Source organism: Carnobacterium sp. CP1, from assembly GCF_001483965.1.
Taxonomy (GTDB): Bacteria; Bacillota; Bacilli; order Lactobacillales; family Carnobacteriaceae; genus Carnobacterium_A; species Carnobacterium_A antarcticum.
Map to the genome: position 1 here is coordinate 1,700,333 of NZ_CP010796.1, position 16,281 is coordinate 1,716,613.

The following is a 16,281-nucleotide window of genomic DNA, read 5'->3' on the forward strand; positions in this document are numbered from 1 at the left end:
CTTTATCTTAGGCTCTTAAAGCGACTAGAGCGACAGTCAGCAATCCATAGCCGATGATCACAAGGTTATCGCGTGAAGCCCATTTCAATTGGCGGTACTTGGTTCGTCCTTCTCCACCTTGGTAACCACGAGCTTCCATGGCTGTTGCTAATTCTTCTGCACGGTTAAACGAACTGACGAATAAAGGGATCAGTAAGGGAACGATGGCTTTCATTTGCTGAAAGACGTTTCCTTCACCAAAGTCGACTCCTCTAGCTCGCTGTGCGTTCATGATCTTTTCGGTTTCGTCCATTAATGTCGGTACAAAACGCAAAGCAATCGACAACATCAGTGCGATTTCATAAACCGGCACTTTCAAAAACACTAACGGCCGCAACAGGTATTCAATAGCATCCGTCAGAGAAAGCGGCATGGTCGTTAGCGTCAATAACGTCGACATAAAAATAATCAGGACAAAACGGCAGAAAATAAATATTCCGTTCAAGAGTCCTTCTTGCGAAACCACGATCGGTCCCCAAGAAAAGTAGACCGTCCCGCCGCCTGTAAACAAAACTTGCAAGATGACCGTAAATAAAATCAGCCAAATCAGAGGTTTGACCCCATTAATGAAAAAGCTCAATTTGATTTTAGATAATTGAATCACAAACATGGTAAACAAAAAGAGCAAGAAATACGTTTGCCAGTTGTTTGCTAGAAAGATAATTCCAATAAAGAACATACTGCCCATTAACTTGGCTCTGGGATCGAGTTTATGGATCCAAGAATCGCCAGGAATGTAACGGCCAAAAATCAGTTTATCCATCATTTAGGTTCACCTGCTTCACTTGTAGGCTCTTGATGGCGCTCATTCGCTGTTAGAGCATTCACCTGCGCTGCAATCGCATCTGCCAGTTCATTAGTCGTTAACAGCAAACGTTCGTTAAACGAAGGCAATTTAGCCTGTAACAGCTGTCCGAATGAAACAGCAGCTGGTACGCCTAATTGTTTTGACTTCAGCCAGTCGCCATCTTGAAAAATCTCTTGCGGTGCGCCTTCTCTAATAACGGTACCTTTTTCAAGTATAACCATATGATCAGCGTAATTAGCTACATCATCCATTTGGTGAGTCACCAAAACGATCGTCAGTCCTTTTTCACGATGCAAATCATAAAACATCTCCATCATTTCTCTTCTGCCTTGCGGATCTAGTCCTGCAGTCGGCTCGTCTAGCACCAGTACTTGCGGTTCCATCGCCAATACACCGGCAATGGCCACACGTCGCATTTGGCCGCCGGATAAGTCAAACGGTGACCGTTCCATAAAAATTTCATCTAAACCGACTAACGGCAGCATCTTTCGGGCTAATTCAATTGCTTCAGCTTCAGGAACCCCAAAGTTCTTAGGACCAAAAGCAATATCTTTAGCAACGGTTTCTTCAAACAATTGGGCTTCTGGGAATTGAAATACAATACCTACTTGTTTGCGAATCGATTTCAAATTTTTATTATTGGTCGTCGGTGTGATTATTCGTTCTCCGATCGTGACCGTTCCTTCTGTTGGTTTCATCAGTGCATTTAAGTGCTGCAGCACCGTTGATTTCCCGCTGCCGGTATGGCCGACTAAAGCTGTAAAACTGCCTTCTTTAATGGTCATATCAATGGCGTATAAAGCCCGGTTTTCAAAAGGCGTGCCTTTTTGATAAGTGAACCCTACTTCTTCGAAAGTAATGTCCATAGCCAGTCCACCATCCCTTCTTCTGTCAGGTACTCACTTGGCACATCAATGCCGCGTTCTTTTAGATCTAATTTCAGTCGCTCAGGAAACGGCAAATCTAAGCCCATGTGAATCAATTTTTCTCCTGAAGCAAAAATTTCTTCCGGCGTTCCCTCTTGGATCAATTCGCCGTTTTCCATTACCAAAATTCGGTTGGCATTGGCTGCTTCATCGATGTCGTGCGTGATCGAAATGACCGTTAAGTTAGCTTCTTCTTTGATCGCTTTGACCGTAGCCAAAACTTCTTGTCTTCCTTGAGGATCCAGCATACTCGTCGCTTCATCTAATATGATGATAGCTGGACGCAATGCTACAACACCCGCAATCGCGACACGCTGCTTTTGTCCACCAGATAAACGAGCAGGTTCTTTCTCCATGAAATCAGACATTTTTACACGTTCAATGGCATCCGCCACCCGTTCAATCATTTCTTCTCTTGGAACGCCCAAGTTTTCTAAACCAAAGGCAACATCGTCTTGAACCGTTGATCCAACGAATTGGTTATCAGGGTTTTGAAAAACCATTCCGACCATTTCTCTGATTTTCCAAATGTTTTCTTCAGTAAGAGCTAATCCTCCAACGGTTACTTCTCCGCTGGCAGGAGCGATCAATCCATTGATTGTTTTGGCTAATGTAGACTTTCCCGAACCGTTATGGCCGATGATCGCGACCCACTCTCCAGCTTCGATGGAAAGAGAAACGTTGTTCAAAGCTAATCTAGTATCTGTTGCATGGTATTGGTATGAAATATCTTTTAACGATATGATTTTCTCCATTGAACATTCCTCGCGTTCTTTTTAATTCAAGTCTTCTTAAGACTATCAAAAAAAAGGATCCGGTGCAATACGCTCAAGCCTTTGTTACCAAGGTAACCGCTTCAAATGCCTGCTTTTTAAATTGCCGTCTCCATTAGTCTTTTTTAACGTGTTTATAACATCTAAACCGGTCAGACTTGTTGCGTTTATTTTTCATTTTATAGGTGAAAACAGTTCTTTCTTTATTAGTGATCATGGTGGTTGAATTTTTACTTTTATTTTTTTGTTGTTAACAAGTGAAATAGATGTATTCTACATTCTTGAAATTTCTGGAGGAAATTTCAACTCCTAAGGATCGCAAACACGATTCAGCAAAGAGATAGCATTCTTTATACTAAAACAGGCAACAAATAAGGGGACAGACCCACTTATTTGTTGCCTGTTTTAAGACAAAAAAAATCACTTTTCTCGATGAATTTACCTCTCTTGAATGAAACCCATTTTCATTCAAGAGAAGTTTCGAGCTAGACTTGGAATAAACCAATTGTTCATTCCATCATCATAACACTCTTTACATTACATCAAAAAAGCGAACTTCATTTGAATTTCGTTTTCTCAACCAACTTCGTTCCCACACTGAACGTATCCAATGCGGCAGTTTCCATCCAGTTATAAGATTAAACTAATTCAATAATAACCATTGGTGCAGCATCGCCGCGACGTGGTTCTGTTTTCATGATACGCGTGTATCCACCTTGACGCTCAGTGTAACGAGGCGCGATATCACTAAATAGTTTTTGTAAAGCAGATTGAACAACGATTTCTTCGCCTTCTTCTTTAATAGAAGCTACTTCATTGCGAACAAAAGCTGCTGCTTGACGACGTGCGTGCAAGTCGCCTTTTTTACCTAAAGTGATCATTTTTTCAGTTGTTTTACGGATTTCTTTAGCGCGTGTTTCAGTTGTAACAATACGCTCGTTGATGATCAAGTCAGATGTTAAATCGCGTAACATTGCTTTACGTTGTGAGCTTGTACGGCCTAATTTACGGTAACCCATTTTGATTTTCCTCCCTTGGTACAGTACTAATCGTCTTGACGTAAGTTTAAATTAAGTTCAGATAACTTAAATTTAACTTCCTCAAGTGATTTACGTCCTAGATTGCGTACTTTGATCATTTCAGCTTCTGATTTATCGGTTAATTCTTGAACAGAATTAATTCCAGCACGTTTCAAACAGTTGTATGAACGTACAGATAAATCAAGTTCTTCAATAGTCATTTCAAGCATTTTTTCTTTATGCGTTTCTTCTTTTTCTACCATGATTTCAGCTTTACGAGCTTCATCGGTTAGATTCACGAAGATATTTAAATGTTCAGTTAGAATTTTAGCTGCAAGACTAACAGCTTCTTCCGGGCTAATAGAACCATCTGCCCATACATCAAGCGTTAATTTATCAAAAATATCTTTTTGACCAACCCGTGCGTTTTCTACTTGGTAGTTTACACGACTAACTGGGGTGTAAATCGAATCGATTGGCAATACGCCAATAGGCATATCATCTTGTTTATTGTGTTCAGCTCTTGCATAACCTCTACCCGTTTTAGCTGTCATGCGAACGTGGAAACGCGCGCCTTCTGCTACAGTACAAATGTACAAGTCAGGGTTCAAGATTTCAACATCGCTATCGTAAACGATATCAGCTGCTGTGACAACTGCTGGACCTTTTACATCGATTTCAATCGTTTTATCTTCACCAGAATATAACTTGAGTGCAAGTTTTTTTATGTTTAAAATGATTGACGTTACATCTTCAAGTACACCATCGACAGCTGAAAACTCGTGTAAAACACCATCAATTTGAATAGTGGTTACTGCTGCTCCCGGTAGAGAAGACAACAAGATACGACGTAGAGAGTTTCCTAGCGTTGTTCCATAACCGCGTTCAAGTGGCTCTACAACGAATTTACCAAACTTAGCATCATCGCTGATCTCAATCGTTTCAATTCTTGGTTTTTCAATTTCGATCATTCTATCTATACCCCTTTCAAAACGTGAAGTTCATGTTAACGAGCGCAAAGCAACAAAACGAAGCAGCTCTCAATTAAACACGACGGCGTTTTGGAGGGCGGCATCCATTATGCGGGATAGGAGTTACGTCACGAATAGCAGTAACTTCTAAACCAGTTGCTTGTAGAGAACGAATTGCTGCTTCACGACCTGAACCAGGACCTTTAACGGCAACTTCTACAGTTTTCATACCATTTTCCATACATACTTTAGCGGCTGCTTCTGCGGCCATTTGAGCTGCAAATGGAGTTGATTTTCTTGATCCACGGAAGCCTAAAGCTCCTGCAGAAGACCATGAAATAGCATTTCCATGAACATCTGTGATCATTACAATAGTGTTGTTAAAAGTAGAGCGAATGTGAGCAACCCCACTTTCGATATTTTTTTTCACACGGCGTTTACGTACAACTTTTTTTACCATGAAGGTTGACCTCCTTACTTAATTATTATTTTTTCTTACCTGCAATTGATTTAGACGGGCCTTTACGAGTACGCGCGTTGTTTTTCGTGTTTTGTCCACGAACTGGTAAACCACGGCGGTGACGCATGCCTCTATATGAACCAATTTCAAGCAAACGTTTGATGTTTTGGCTTACTTCACGACGAAGGTCACCTTCAATTTTTAATTTGTCAATTTCTGCACGAATAGCATCTAATTGATCATTTGTTAAGTCATTTACACGAATTTCTTCAGAAACGTCAGCAGCTTTCAAAACTTTTTGAGCTGTTGTTTTACCGATTCCAAAAATATATGTTAGAGAAATTACTACACGTTTATCACGCGGAATATCTACACCAGCAATACGAGCCATTTCAATTACACCTCCTAATAGTTTAAATCATTATCCTTGACGTTGTTTATGTTTTGGATTTTCACAAATCACCATAACACGTCCGTTACGACGGATAACTTTGCATTTGTCACAAATTTTCTTAACTGATGGTCTTACTTTCATGAACTATACCTCCCATTTTAATTGACGGAGTACAATTATTTAAAGCGATATGTGATGCGACCACGTGTTAGATCGTATGGGGACAACTCAACTGTAACTTTGTCTCCAGGTAGAATTCTAATGTAGTGCATACGGATTTTGCCTGAAACGTGTGCCAATACAATATGGCCATTTTCAAGTTCGACTTTAAACATTGCATTCGGCAAAGTTTCAACGACTGTTCCTTCAATTTCAATGACATCGTCTTTCGCCACGCCTCGTACCTCCTTTAAAGTGTTTCGCATCTTAAACGCGATAAACAGTGAGCGCCATAGCCCTCACCTTCTGTTTTTTTAACCTATTAATTGTTACACAACATAACAGAGTTGAAAATTCAACACCTGGCACATTATAACACAAACTTAACATAGTAACAAGCCTACTGCAGACTATCGCTTTGCTTACTTAACAACTTCAATATAGAGCAGGTATCATAAACGGATCAAAAGAACAGACTCAATTTTCGCCTTACTTTTTAGTATCAGCAATAATTTCTTGAATATCTTTGAACACGTCTTGAACATCGTCCTCGCCATTGACAGTATGCAAAACAGAACGTTTTGTATAAAAGTCTAACAGAGTGTTTGTTAATTCAAGGTTAATAGCAATTCGGTTTTCAACGGTTTCAGGTTTATCGTCTTCTCTTTGATAGAAATCATGTCCGCCACAACGATCACATGTACCAGCCACTTTTGGCGGCTTATTGGTTTTATGATAAGTTGCACCACATGTACGACAGATAATCCGTCCAGTTAAACGTTCCATTAAAATGTCTTTGTTTACATTGATGTAAATAACGGCATCTAATTTCTTGTTCAAGTCTTTAAGAATGTTTTCCAAAGCTTCCGCTTGATTTAGGGTTCTTGGAAATCCATCTAATAAAAAGCCGTTTTCAGTATCTGCTTCAGCTAAACGTTCTTTTACAATCCCGTTTGTTACTTCATCAGGTACCAATTCACCTTTATCCATAAATGTTTTTGCTTCTAAACCTAAGGCAGTTTCATTTTTGATAGCAGCACGGAACATATCGCCTGTTGAAATGTGAGGCACATGGTATGTGTCCACGATTTGTTCAGCTTGCGTTCCTTTTCCTGCACCAGGAAGACCCATTAAAATGAGATTCATCATTTACCCTCCTATTAATGTAAGAATGAGTGCTGAGGATAATTCCCCAACACTTTCTTCTTATTGTATAAAGCCTTGGTAACTCCGTTTGATCATTTGGCCTTCCAGTTGTCTAACTGAATCTAGTGCGACACCTACTACGATCAGTAAGCTCGTACCACCTAAAGCAAGAGATGGAGGCAAATTCCACAAGCCGGATGCGACGATCGGCAATAATGCGATAATTCCTAGATAAAGGGCACCGACTGTACTCAAACGGGTTAATGTACGAGAGAGAAAGTCTTGTGTCGGTTTACCAGGACGCACACTTGGGATATAGCCGCCTTGTTTTTGTAAGTTTTCTGCTACTTTTTCTGGATTCACTTGAATGAATGCATAGAAGTAAGTAAAGACCACAATCAGCAACGTATATAATACGGCACCAATTGGTTCTTGCAAGTTAAAGATTTTATTCAGAATGACGAACCATTGTGCATCTGCGTTATTCTGACTAAAGAATCCCAACAGCGTTTGTGGTGTCATAATGAACGAACTTGCGAAGATAACTGGAATAACTCCAGCTGAGTTTACTTTTAAAGGCAAGTGTGAGCTTTGGCCTGAGCCAGTCACTCGTTTCGAATATTGAACAGGTATTTTACGTTTTGCATTCTCGATATAAACGACTACAACTACAAGTAACGCTATTACAACTAAAATAGCAATTGTAAAAAGAATCGCCCCTACAAGCTCATCTCCGGCATTACGAATTTGGATGTTGTAGTAAGTTGCTATATCTGTCGGTATTTTTGCAATGATCCCTGAAAAGATGATCATTGACGTTCCGTTCCCAAATCCTTTGACTGTAATTTGTTCCCCCAGCCACATAACCAACATAGTTCCGGCTGTTAAGATAATTGCAATCGAAAGATAAGCAGACGTTCCAGGGTTTTTGACTAAGCCAGTACCTGTCAGCGCGTTAAAACCAAATGAGATACCGATAGCTTGAACAAATGCCAAGCCGATCGTTAAGTACCGTGTAACTTGATTTAACTTTCTGCGTCCTACTTCACCTTGTTTTGACCATTCAACGAACTTAGGAATAATATCCATTTGTAACAATTGGACGACGATTGAAGATGTGATATAAGGAGAAACACCTAGTGCAAAAATAGAATAATTGCTCAATGCTCCCCCACCAAAGGTATTCAACAGACCAAACAGACCATTCGAAGAAGATGAAAGGCCTTGTAAAGCCGTGGCATCTACGCCAGGAACCGTTAAATGGGTTCCTATGCGAAAGATTACTAAAATACCGAGAGTGAAGAGAATTCTGCTTCTAATGTCTTTTACTTGGAATGCATTCTTCAGTAATGTAAACATTAGATCACCTCGATTGAACCACCAGCAGCTTCAATAGCTTCTTTAGCTGCTTGGGAGAATTTGCTTGCTTTAACAGTTAGTTTACGTTCAACTTGACCGTTACCCAAAACTTTAATCCCAGATTTTTCAGCTTTGATGATACCAGATTCGACCAACATTGCTGGTGTTACTTCTGTACCATCTTCAAAACGGTTTAAGGTTTCAAGATTCACAATAGCATATTCTTTACGGTTGATGTTTGTAAATCCACGTTTAGGCAAACGACGGAACAATGGTGTTTGTCCACCTTCGAACCCTAGACGTACGCCACCACCTGAACGTGACTTTTGTCCTTTTTGACCACGACCTGAAGTTTTACCATTACCTGATGAAGATCCACGTCCAACGCGGTTGCGTTCTTTACGAGAACCTTCAGCATATGTTAATTCATGAAGTTTCATATAGATTGGGCACCTCCTTCAATAAAAGATTTCGTTCTTTTTTTTAAACTTCTTTAACGTCCACTAAATGTGAAATTGTGTTAACCATACCTTTGATTGCTTCATTAGCAGGTTTAACTACAGTAGTATTAGTTTTTTTCAAACCTAATGCTTTAACTGTATCACGTTGATTTTGAGGACGTCCGATAACGCTACGTTTTAAAGTGATTTCTAAATTAGCCATTTCTTATTGTCCTCCTTTTATCCTAGAATTTCTTCTACAGATTTGTTACGAAGTTTTGCAACTTCTTCAACGCGTTTTAATTGTTGTAATCCTTGAACTGTTGCACGAACCATGTTGATTGGTGTGCTTGATCCTAAAGATTTACTTGTAATGTCCGCTACTCCAGCAAGCTCTAAGATAGCACGTACTGGGCCACCAGCAGATACTCCAGAACCTTCTTTAGCAGGTTTCATTAAAATGTTTCCGCCGCTGTAACGTCCGATAACTTCATGAGGAATCGTACTTTCAACCATAGGTACTTCAATAAGATTCTTCTTAGCATCTTCAATTGCTTTACGGATAGCTTCAGGTACTTCTTGAGCTTTACCAGTACCGAAACCTACGTGTCCGTTTTTATCTCCTACAACAACTAATGCAGCAAAACGTAAACGACGTCCACCTTTTACAACTTTAGTTACGCGGTTGATTGAAACTACACGATCTTCTAATTCCAATTGAGTTGGATCGATGTAAACCATGTGTGGTATTCCTCCTTTTTTTAAAATTCTAGTCCATTTTCGCGAGCTGCTTCAGCTAAAGCTTGCACACGGCCATGGTAAAGGTATCCACCACGGTCAAAGACTACTTTTTTGATTCCTTTTTCAGCAGCGTTTTTAGCTACTAATTCGCCGACAGCTGTTGCTTGAGCAACTTTTGTATCGCCTGAAATTCCTTTGTCTAATGAAGATGCGCTTGCTAGCGTCACACCCGCTACGTCATCAATTAATTGAGCGTAGATATTTGTATTAGAACGGAAAACGTTTAAACGTGGGCACTCTGCAGTACCAGAAATTTTAGAACGTACACGTGAATGTCTTTTCAAACGTACTTTATTTTTGTCTGGTTTATTGATCACAATTGTCACCTCTTTATTTTTTTACTTGCTTAGGCAACTAGGTAATTACTTACCAGTTTTACCTTCTTTACGACGTACAAATTCATCAACGTAACGAATTCCTTTACCTTTATAAGGCTCTGGTGGACGAACAGCACGAATATTCGCAGCTAATTCTCCGACACGTTCTTTGTTTGTACCTTTAACGACAACTCTAGTATTAGCAGGAACTTCAACAGTTAATCCTTCTTCTACATTGAATTCGATTGGATGTGAGTATCCTACGTTCATTACAAGTTTGTTTCCTTGTAATTGTGCACGGTACCCAACACCGATTAAGTCTAAAGCTTTTTCAAATCCTACAGTTACACCAACAATCATATTGTTTAAGTTGGCACGCATTGTTCCATGCATCGCACGATTTTCTTTCAAATCGTTTGGACGAGCAAAAGAAATTTCGTTACCATCTACAGTCATTGTAATAATAGGGCTGAAAGAGCGAGTCAATTCACCTTTTGGTCCTTTAACAGTAACTTCATTCTCGTTACGAGTAATCGTTACGCCTTCAGGAACAGTGATTGTTTTATTACCGATACGGCTCACAGCTATGCACCTCCTTGTTTAATTTCCAAAATTACCAAACGTAAGCAATAATTTCTCCACCGACGTTTTTAGCTCTAGCTTCTTTATCTGTAAATACACCTTCAGAAGTTGATACGATCGCGATCCCAAGTCCGTTAAGAACTTTAGGCACTTCGCCGGATTTAGCGTATACACGCAAACCTGGTTTAGAGATACGTTTCAAACCTGTGATAACACGTTCGTTGTCTTTTCCATATTTCAAGAAAACACGGATAACCCCTTGTTTGTCATCTTCCATGTACTCTACATTTTTTACGAAACCTTCACGTTTTAAAATGTCAGCAACATCTTTTTTAATTTTTGAAGCAGGTACTTCTAATGATTCGTGACGTGCCAGGTTGGCATTACGAATACGAGTTAGAAAATCTGCGATTGGATCTGTCATGACCATTTGTTTTTAGCCTCCTTTATGCGAGTATCGTCTTACCAGCTTGCTTTCTTCACGCCGGGAATTTGTCCTTTATAGGCAAGTTCGCGGAAGCAAATACGGCAAAGTTTAAATTTACGATAAACTGAGTGTGGACGTCCGCAACGTTCGCAACGAGTGTACTCTTGAGTTGAGAATTTTGCAGGGCGTTTGTTCTTAGCAATCATTGATTTTTTAGCCACGTAGTTCGCCTCCTTAGTTTATTTTTGGAATGGCATTCCAAGTTGTGTTAAAAGTTCGCGTGCTTCTTCATCTGTTTGAGCAGTTGTTACGATAACAATATCCATTCCTCGAACTTTATCTACAGTATCGTAGTTAACTTCTGGGAAGATCAATTGTTCTTTAATTCCTAAAGTGTAGTTTCCACGTCCGTCGAAAGCTTTTTTGCTTACACCATGGAAGTCACGTACACGAGGAAGTGAAACAGAAACCAATTTGTCTAAGAAATCGTACATTCTGTCTCCACGTAAAGTAACTTTAGTACCAATTGGCATACCTTCACGTAAACGGAAAGCAGCAATTGATTTTTTAGCTTTAGTTATGATTGGTTTTTGACCAGAAATAACGGTTAACTCATCAACAGCTTTATCTAAATTTTTAGCGTTTGATACAGCATCGCCGACTCCCATGTTGATAACGATCTTTTCAACTTTTGGAGTTTGCATAACTGATTTGTACTCAAATTTTTCCACCAATGATGGTGTTACTTCGTTCAAATATTTTTCTTTAAGGCGGTTCATGCGGGTTGTCCCTCCTTCCTTATGATTTATTTATCTAAAACTTCACCAGTTTTTTTAGAAATACGTACTTTTTTACCATCTTCAACTTTGTAGCCAACGCGTGTTGGTTCGCCAGTAGAAGCGTCAATCAGCATTACGTTAGAAACGTGAACTGGAGCTTCAGTTTCAAGAATGCCTCCTTGCGGATTTAATGAACTAGGTTTTTGGTGTTTTTTCACCGTGTTGATTCCTTCAACGATTACTTGGTCTTTTTTAGGGAAAGCTTTTAAAATCACGCCTTCTTTTCCTTTGTCTTTACCAGTAATTACTTTTACTTTATCACCTGTTTTAATGTACATGTGTTTCTTGCACCTCCTTTAGTGGATGGTTGGTTATTATAGAACTTCTGGAGCTAATGAAATGATCTTCATGAAATTGTTTTCACGCAATTCACGTGCAACAGGTCCAAAGATACGTGTTCCACGCGGACTTTTATCGTCACGAATGATTACACAAGCATTTTCATCAAATTTAATGTAAGAACCATCTGTACGACGAGCGCCAGATTTAGTACGAACAATAACAGCCTTAACAACTTCACCTTTTTTGACAACGCCACCTGGTGTTGCATGTTTCACACTACAAACAATTACATCACCAATATTAGCAGTCTTACGGCCTGAACCGCCTAGAACTTTAATAGCTAACACTTCACGTGCGCCTGAGTTGTCAGCAACTTTTAAACGACTTTCTGATTGAATCACTAGAGTATCCTCCTTTCGGAATTAGAAACAGATCTTCATCTTGAGTTTCAATTAGATGATAATTGACTCTTCTACAACTTCCATTAAACGGAAATGTTTTGTAGCTGATAACGGACGAGTTTCCATAATTTTTACGATATCGCCCATTTTGGCAACATTGTTTTCATCATGTGCTTTGTATTTTTTAGAATATTTCATACGTTTACCGTATTTGCTATGTCTCTTTTGAGTTTCTGTTACGACAACGATTGTCTTATCCATTTTGTCAGAAACAACGCGTCCTTGGTAAACTTTACGATGATTACGTTCTTCATTCATTGTTTGGTAGCCTCCTTTGCCAATCAACTATTTTTGTAGCTCAGCTTGACGTAACGCAGTTTTAATGCGTGCAATCGATTTGCGAACTTCACTTAAACGAGAAGTATTTTCTAATTGACCTGTTGCTAATTGGAATCGCAGATTGAATAGTTCTTCTTTGTATTCTTTCTCTTTTCCAATCATTTCAGCAGTGGATAACTCTTTAAGTTCATTAGCCTTCATTCGATTCACCACCAGTTTCTGTACGTTTTACAATTTTCGTTTTGATCGGTAATTTGTGAGAAGCTAGACGTAATGCTTCACGAGCGATTTCCTCAGAGACGCCACCAACTTCAAACATGATTTTTCCACGTTTAACTGGTGCTACCCAACCTTCAGGAGCTCCTTTACCAGAACCCATACGAACTCCGATTGCTTTAGACGTATATGATTTGTGAGGGAAGATTTTAATCCATACTTTCCCACCACGTTTCATATAACGTGTCATTGCGATACGTGCTGCTTCGATTTGGCGGTTAGTGATCCAGTGAGAATCAACAGCTTGTAAGCCCCATTCTCCAAAGGTTACTTCTTTACCACCTTTAGCTTCACCACGCATTTTACCTCTAAATTCACGACGGAATTTTACACGTTTAGGTACTAACATGATTATTTCCCTCCTTTCTCAGCGTTCTTTTTTGTTGGAAGAATTTCTCCACGGTAGATCCAGACTTTAACGCCTAATTTACCATAAGTAGTATCTGCTTCTTCCCATGCGTAGTCGATATCGGCACGCAATGTGTGCAATGGAACTGATCCTTCAGAGTGAGTTTCGCTACGAGCGATATCTGCACCGTTTAGACGACCAGAAACTTGCGTTTTGATTCCTTTAGCGCCAGAACGCATAGTACGTTGGATGGCTTGTTTTTGAGCACGACGGAAAGCAACACGGCTTTCTAATTGACGAGCAATTCCTTCGCCAACTAATTTTGCATCTAAGTCAGGTTTTTTGATTTCCACGATGTTGATGTGGACACGTTTGCCTGTTAACTCGTTTAATTTTTTACGTAGTGAATCAACTTCAGAACCGCCTTTACCGATAACCATGCCCGGTTTAGCAGTATGAAGTGAAACATTTACACGATTAGCAGCACGTTCGATTTCAATTTGTGAAATAGAAGCGTCGCTAAGTTTTTTAGCAATGTATTCACGGATACGTAGATCTTCGTGTAAATAGTTAGCATATTCTTTTTCTGCATACCATTTAGCATCCCAATCGCGGATGATGCCTACGCGTAACCCCGTTGGATTAATTTTTTGACCCACAGATTATCCCTCCTTCTTCTCTGATACCACAACTGTAATGTGACTTGTACGTTTCATAATTGGTGCAGCTGATCCTTTAGCACGAGGACGGAAACGTTTCATCGTTGCCCCTTCGTTAACAAAAGCTTCGCTAACTACCAAGTTTTCTACATCTAAATCGTAGTTATGTTCTGCATTTGCAATTGCTGACATAAGCACTTTTTCAACTACTGGCGATGCTCCACGTGGAGTGAATTTCAAAATTGAAATTGCTTCTCCAACGCTTTTACCTCTGATAAGATCGACAACTAAACGAACTTTACGAGGCGCAATGCGAACAGTTTTTGCAGTTGCTTTAGCTGCTGTAATTTGTTCTTGCATGAGTAATCCTCCCCTCGATATTAACGTCTAGTTCTTTTGTCATCCGCAGCGTGACCGCGGTAAGTTCTTGTTGGTGCGAATTCGCCTAATTTGTGTCCGACCATATCTTCTTGTACATAAACAGGAACATGTTTGCGTCCATCATAGACTGCTATTGTGTATCCTACAAAACTTGGGAAAATCGTTGAACGGCGTGACCATGTTTTAACGACAGATTTCTTTTCGCTTTTAGCCAATGCTTCCATTTTTTTCATCAAGTGTTCATCTACAAAAGGTCCTTTTTTAAGACTACGACCCATGGTTGAACCTCCTTCCATTCATTAGGTAGCTGGCTGACCAGCTAACCTTGATTTATTTTTTCTTACGACGACGTACAATAAATTTGTCAGATTGAGCTTTTTTGTTACGAGTTTTCAATCCTAGAGCAGGTTTGCCCCATGGAGTCATTGGACTTGGATGTCCGATTGGAGCTTTACCTTCACCACCACCATGCGGGTGATCGTTCGGGTTCATTACTGATCCACGTACAGTTGAGCGTTTGCCTAACCAACGGCTACGACCAGCTTTACCAATGTTGATCAATTCGTGTTGCTCGTTCCCTACAGAACCAACAGTAGCACGACAAGTTGCCAAAATCATACGAACTTCTCCTGAGTTTAAGCGAACCAATACGTATTTTCCTTCTTTACCTAACACTTGTGCGTTAGTTCCAGCAGAACGTACTAATTGTCCACCTTTACCTGGTTTCAATTCGATGTTATGGATAACAGTACCCACTGGGATATTTTCTAATGGAAGTGCGTTACCAACTTTGATATCTGCATCTGCTCCAGAGAAAATTTGTTGTCCAACTTCGATTCCTTTTGGTGCTATGATATATGTTTTAACTCCATCTGTGTATTGCACTAATGCAATATTTGCAGAACGGTTTGGGTCATACTCAACCGTTTTGACGATGCCGACAACACCATCTTTGTTACGTTTAAAGTCAATCACACGGTAATTGCGTTTATGGCCACCACCGCGGTGACGGACAGTGATTTTACCGTCGTTATTACGACCAGCATTTCTTTTGATCGGTTCCAACAAAGTCTTTTCAGGCGTTGTTGAAGTGATCTCAGCGAAATCTGAACCAGTCATATTACGACGACCGTTTGTGGTAGGTTTATACTTTCTAATCGCCACGTGTTTTCCCTCCCGAATAGTATTTTGAAGTCTTAATTATGCTTCAAAGAATTGAATGTCTTTAGAATCAGCTGTTAAAGTTACGATTGCTTTACGACGTTTTTTTGTGTAGCCAGCATGTTTACCCATACGTTTTAATTTCCCACGTACGTTCATGATGTTTACATTTTTAACTTTAACGTCAAAAACTTCTTCAACTGCTTGTTTTACTTGAGTTTTATTAGCGCGAACATCCACTTCGAAAGTGAATTTTTTATCATCTTGAGCAAGCATTGAAGCTTCAGTGATAATTGGGCGCTTGATTACGTCACGTACATCCATTATTGAAGAACCTCCTCTACCTTAGTAAGAGCAGTTTGTGTCAAAATCATTTTGTTGTGAGATACAACATCCAGTACAGTAACGTTGTCGTGAGCTACTACAGTAACTCCAGGAAGGTTACGTGCTGATAACATTGTGAAATCATTTCCGTCTTCTACAACTACTAATACTTTTGTATCAACGTTTAGATTTTCTAACACTTTTGCAAACTCTTTAGTTTTTGGTGCATCGAAGTTCAATGCGTCAACAACGATTAAATCTTCTTCTGCTACTTTAGTAGAAAGAACTGATTTAATAGCTAAACGACGAACTTTTTTAGGAAGTTTGTAGCTATATGAACGAGGAGTAGGTCCGAAGACTGTACCACCACCACGCCAGATTGGAGAACGAGTAGATCCTGCACGAGCACGACCTGTTCCCTTTTGACGCCAAGGCTTACGTCCACCGCCGCGTACTGCACCGCGGCTTTTAACTGCATGAGTTCCTTGTCTTAATGAAGCGCGTTGCATAATGATTGCGTCAAACACAACGTTTTCGTTTGGTTCAATACCGAAAATAGCGTCGTCTAAAGTAACTTCACCATTTTGGGTACCATCTTGTTTGTATAATGCTAATTTTGGCATTCCTTTGTTCCTCCTCTCTTAGTTCA

30 protein-coding genes are annotated in these 16,281 nt (G+C 39.8%); all 30 read right to left on the minus strand.

The window, feature by feature from the left end; all coding sequences use genetic code 11:
* Positions 1–7 precede the first annotated feature (7 nt).
* The 30 genes from NY10_RS07995 to rplD all read right to left on the minus strand — a co-directional run bounded on the left by NY10_RS07995 (position 8) and on the right by rplD (position 16,255).
* Positions 8–805 carry an energy-coupling factor transporter transmembrane component T family protein gene (locus tag NY10_RS07995; RefSeq protein ID WP_058919475.1) on the minus strand — a complete coding sequence of 266 codons (798 nt, stop codon included), beginning with the start codon at positions 803–805 and terminating at the stop codon, positions 8–10.
* On the minus strand, positions 802–1,713 hold the full coding sequence (locus NY10_RS08000) for an energy-coupling factor ABC transporter ATP-binding protein (protein ID WP_058919476.1): 912 nt from the start codon (positions 1,711–1,713) through the stop codon (positions 802–804). The genes NY10_RS07995 and NY10_RS08000 overlap by 4 nt, the downstream gene beginning before the upstream one ends.
* Entirely contained in the window at positions 1,689–2,528 is an 840-nt protein-coding gene (locus tag NY10_RS08005; RefSeq protein WP_058919477.1) for an energy-coupling factor ABC transporter ATP-binding protein, read from the minus strand. Before NY10_RS08005 ends, NY10_RS08000 begins: the two co-directional genes overlap by 25 nt.
* Positions 2,529–3,184: 656 nt before the next feature.
* Positions 3,185–3,565 carry a 50S ribosomal protein L17 gene (rplQ, locus tag NY10_RS08010; RefSeq protein ID WP_058919478.1) on the minus strand — a complete coding sequence of 127 codons (381 nt, stop codon included), beginning with the start codon at positions 3,563–3,565 and terminating at the stop codon, positions 3,185–3,187.
* A 26-nt stretch (positions 3,566–3,591) separates the two neighbouring features.
* Positions 3,592–4,536 carry a DNA-directed RNA polymerase subunit alpha gene (locus tag NY10_RS08015; RefSeq protein ID WP_058919479.1) on the minus strand — a complete coding sequence of 315 codons (945 nt, stop codon included), beginning with the start codon at positions 4,534–4,536 and terminating at the stop codon, positions 3,592–3,594.
* A 73-nt stretch (positions 4,537–4,609) separates the two neighbouring features.
* A complete protein-coding gene (gene rpsK / locus NY10_RS08020; RefSeq protein ID WP_058919480.1) occupies positions 4,610–4,996 on the minus strand; it encodes a 30S ribosomal protein S11 in 387 nt (128 codons plus the stop codon).
* 25 nt (positions 4,997–5,021) lie between these two features.
* Positions 5,022–5,387, minus strand: coding sequence for a 30S ribosomal protein S13 (rpsM, locus tag NY10_RS08025; protein WP_058919481.1), 366 nt, complete (start codon positions 5,385–5,387; stop codon positions 5,022–5,024).
* Between the two features lie 30 nt (positions 5,388–5,417).
* On the minus strand, positions 5,418–5,531 hold the full coding sequence (rpmJ, locus tag NY10_RS08030; RefSeq protein WP_034551737.1) for a 50S ribosomal protein L36: 114 nt from the start codon (positions 5,529–5,531) through the stop codon (positions 5,418–5,420).
* A gap of 35 nt (positions 5,532–5,566) precedes the next feature.
* Entirely contained in the window at positions 5,567–5,785 is a 219-nt protein-coding gene (gene infA, locus NY10_RS08035; protein WP_034551736.1) for a translation initiation factor IF-1, read from the minus strand.
* Positions 5,786–6,038: 253 nt separating this feature from the next.
* On the minus strand, positions 6,039–6,695 hold the full coding sequence (locus NY10_RS08040) for an adenylate kinase (protein WP_058919482.1): 657 nt from the start codon (positions 6,693–6,695) through the stop codon (positions 6,039–6,041).
* Positions 6,696–6,755: 60 nt separating this feature from the next.
* Complete coding sequence (gene secY, locus NY10_RS08045) at positions 6,756–8,054, minus strand: preprotein translocase subunit SecY (RefSeq protein WP_058919483.1); 1,299 nt, start codon at positions 8,052–8,054, stop codon at positions 6,756–6,758.
* On the minus strand, positions 8,054–8,494 hold the full coding sequence (gene rplO / locus NY10_RS08050; protein ID WP_058919484.1) for a 50S ribosomal protein L15: 441 nt from the start codon (positions 8,492–8,494) through the stop codon (positions 8,054–8,056). Before rplO ends, secY begins: the two co-directional genes overlap by 1 nt.
* 43 nt (positions 8,495–8,537) lie before the next feature.
* Positions 8,538–8,717 carry a 50S ribosomal protein L30 gene (gene rpmD, locus NY10_RS08055; protein WP_058919485.1) on the minus strand — a complete coding sequence of 60 codons (180 nt, stop codon included), beginning with the start codon at positions 8,715–8,717 and terminating at the stop codon, positions 8,538–8,540.
* A 17-nt stretch (positions 8,718–8,734) separates the two neighbouring features.
* The gene (rpsE, locus tag NY10_RS08060; RefSeq protein WP_058919486.1) at positions 8,735–9,235 is read right to left on the minus strand and encodes a 30S ribosomal protein S5; all 501 of its coding nucleotides are present in this window, start codon (positions 9,233–9,235) and stop codon (positions 8,735–8,737) included.
* 20 nt (positions 9,236–9,255) lie between these two features.
* A complete protein-coding gene (rplR, locus tag NY10_RS08065; protein ID WP_082664219.1) occupies positions 9,256–9,612 on the minus strand; it encodes a 50S ribosomal protein L18 in 357 nt (118 codons plus the stop codon).
* A gap of 45 nt (positions 9,613–9,657) precedes the next feature.
* Positions 9,658–10,194 (minus strand): 50S ribosomal protein L6, encoded by a 537-nt coding sequence (gene rplF, locus NY10_RS08070; protein ID WP_058919488.1) that lies wholly within the window; start codon positions 10,192–10,194, stop codon positions 9,658–9,660.
* 31 nt (positions 10,195–10,225) lie between these two features.
* The gene (gene rpsH / locus NY10_RS08075) at positions 10,226–10,624 is read right to left on the minus strand and encodes a 30S ribosomal protein S8 (protein ID WP_058919489.1); all 399 of its coding nucleotides are present in this window, start codon (positions 10,622–10,624) and stop codon (positions 10,226–10,228) included.
* A 32-nt stretch (positions 10,625–10,656) separates the two neighbouring features.
* Positions 10,657–10,842 carry a type Z 30S ribosomal protein S14 gene (locus NY10_RS08080; protein WP_016184192.1) on the minus strand — a complete coding sequence of 62 codons (186 nt, stop codon included), beginning with the start codon at positions 10,840–10,842 and terminating at the stop codon, positions 10,657–10,659.
* Between the two features lie 18 nt (positions 10,843–10,860).
* Positions 10,861–11,400: a 50S ribosomal protein L5 gene (gene rplE, locus NY10_RS08085; protein WP_058919490.1), complete on the minus strand. Its 540-nt coding sequence runs from the start codon at positions 11,398–11,400 to the stop codon at positions 10,861–10,863.
* A gap of 26 nt (positions 11,401–11,426) precedes the next feature.
* Positions 11,427–11,738 (minus strand): 50S ribosomal protein L24, encoded by a 312-nt coding sequence (rplX, locus tag NY10_RS08090; RefSeq protein ID WP_058919491.1) that lies wholly within the window; start codon positions 11,736–11,738, stop codon positions 11,427–11,429.
* A gap of 36 nt (positions 11,739–11,774) precedes the next feature.
* On the minus strand, positions 11,775–12,143 hold the full coding sequence (gene rplN, locus NY10_RS08095; protein ID WP_058919492.1) for a 50S ribosomal protein L14: 369 nt from the start codon (positions 12,141–12,143) through the stop codon (positions 11,775–11,777).
* Between the two features lie 51 nt (positions 12,144–12,194).
* Entirely contained in the window at positions 12,195–12,461 is a 267-nt protein-coding gene (gene rpsQ / locus NY10_RS08100; protein WP_058919493.1) for a 30S ribosomal protein S17, read from the minus strand.
* A 27-nt stretch (positions 12,462–12,488) separates the two neighbouring features.
* Entirely contained in the window at positions 12,489–12,683 is a 195-nt protein-coding gene (rpmC, locus tag NY10_RS08105) for a 50S ribosomal protein L29 (RefSeq protein ID WP_058919494.1), read from the minus strand.
* Positions 12,673–13,107, minus strand: coding sequence for a 50S ribosomal protein L16 (rplP, locus tag NY10_RS08110; RefSeq protein WP_058919495.1), 435 nt, complete (start codon positions 13,105–13,107; stop codon positions 12,673–12,675). The genes rpmC and rplP overlap by 11 nt, the downstream gene beginning before the upstream one ends.
* A gap of 2 nt (positions 13,108–13,109) precedes the next feature.
* On the minus strand, positions 13,110–13,766 hold the full coding sequence (gene rpsC, locus NY10_RS08115; RefSeq protein ID WP_058919496.1) for a 30S ribosomal protein S3: 657 nt from the start codon (positions 13,764–13,766) through the stop codon (positions 13,110–13,112).
* A 3-nt stretch (positions 13,767–13,769) separates the two neighbouring features.
* Complete coding sequence (rplV, locus tag NY10_RS08120; protein WP_058919497.1) at positions 13,770–14,126, minus strand: 50S ribosomal protein L22; 357 nt, start codon at positions 14,124–14,126, stop codon at positions 13,770–13,772.
* Between the two features lie 20 nt (positions 14,127–14,146).
* Positions 14,147–14,425 carry a 30S ribosomal protein S19 gene (gene rpsS, locus NY10_RS08125; protein ID WP_058919498.1) on the minus strand — a complete coding sequence of 93 codons (279 nt, stop codon included), beginning with the start codon at positions 14,423–14,425 and terminating at the stop codon, positions 14,147–14,149.
* A 52-nt stretch (positions 14,426–14,477) separates the two neighbouring features.
* Positions 14,478–15,311, minus strand: a complete 834-nt coding sequence (rplB, locus tag NY10_RS08130; RefSeq protein WP_058919499.1) for a 50S ribosomal protein L2 — start codon at positions 15,309–15,311, stop codon at positions 14,478–14,480.
* A gap of 36 nt (positions 15,312–15,347) precedes the next feature.
* Positions 15,348–15,632 (minus strand): 50S ribosomal protein L23, encoded by a 285-nt coding sequence (gene rplW, locus NY10_RS08135; protein ID WP_058919500.1) that lies wholly within the window; start codon positions 15,630–15,632, stop codon positions 15,348–15,350.
* Positions 15,632–16,255 carry a 50S ribosomal protein L4 gene (rplD, locus tag NY10_RS08140; RefSeq protein ID WP_058919501.1) on the minus strand — a complete coding sequence of 208 codons (624 nt, stop codon included), beginning with the start codon at positions 16,253–16,255 and terminating at the stop codon, positions 15,632–15,634. The genes rplW and rplD overlap by 1 nt, the downstream gene beginning before the upstream one ends.
* Between the last annotated feature and the right edge of the window lie 26 nt (positions 16,256–16,281).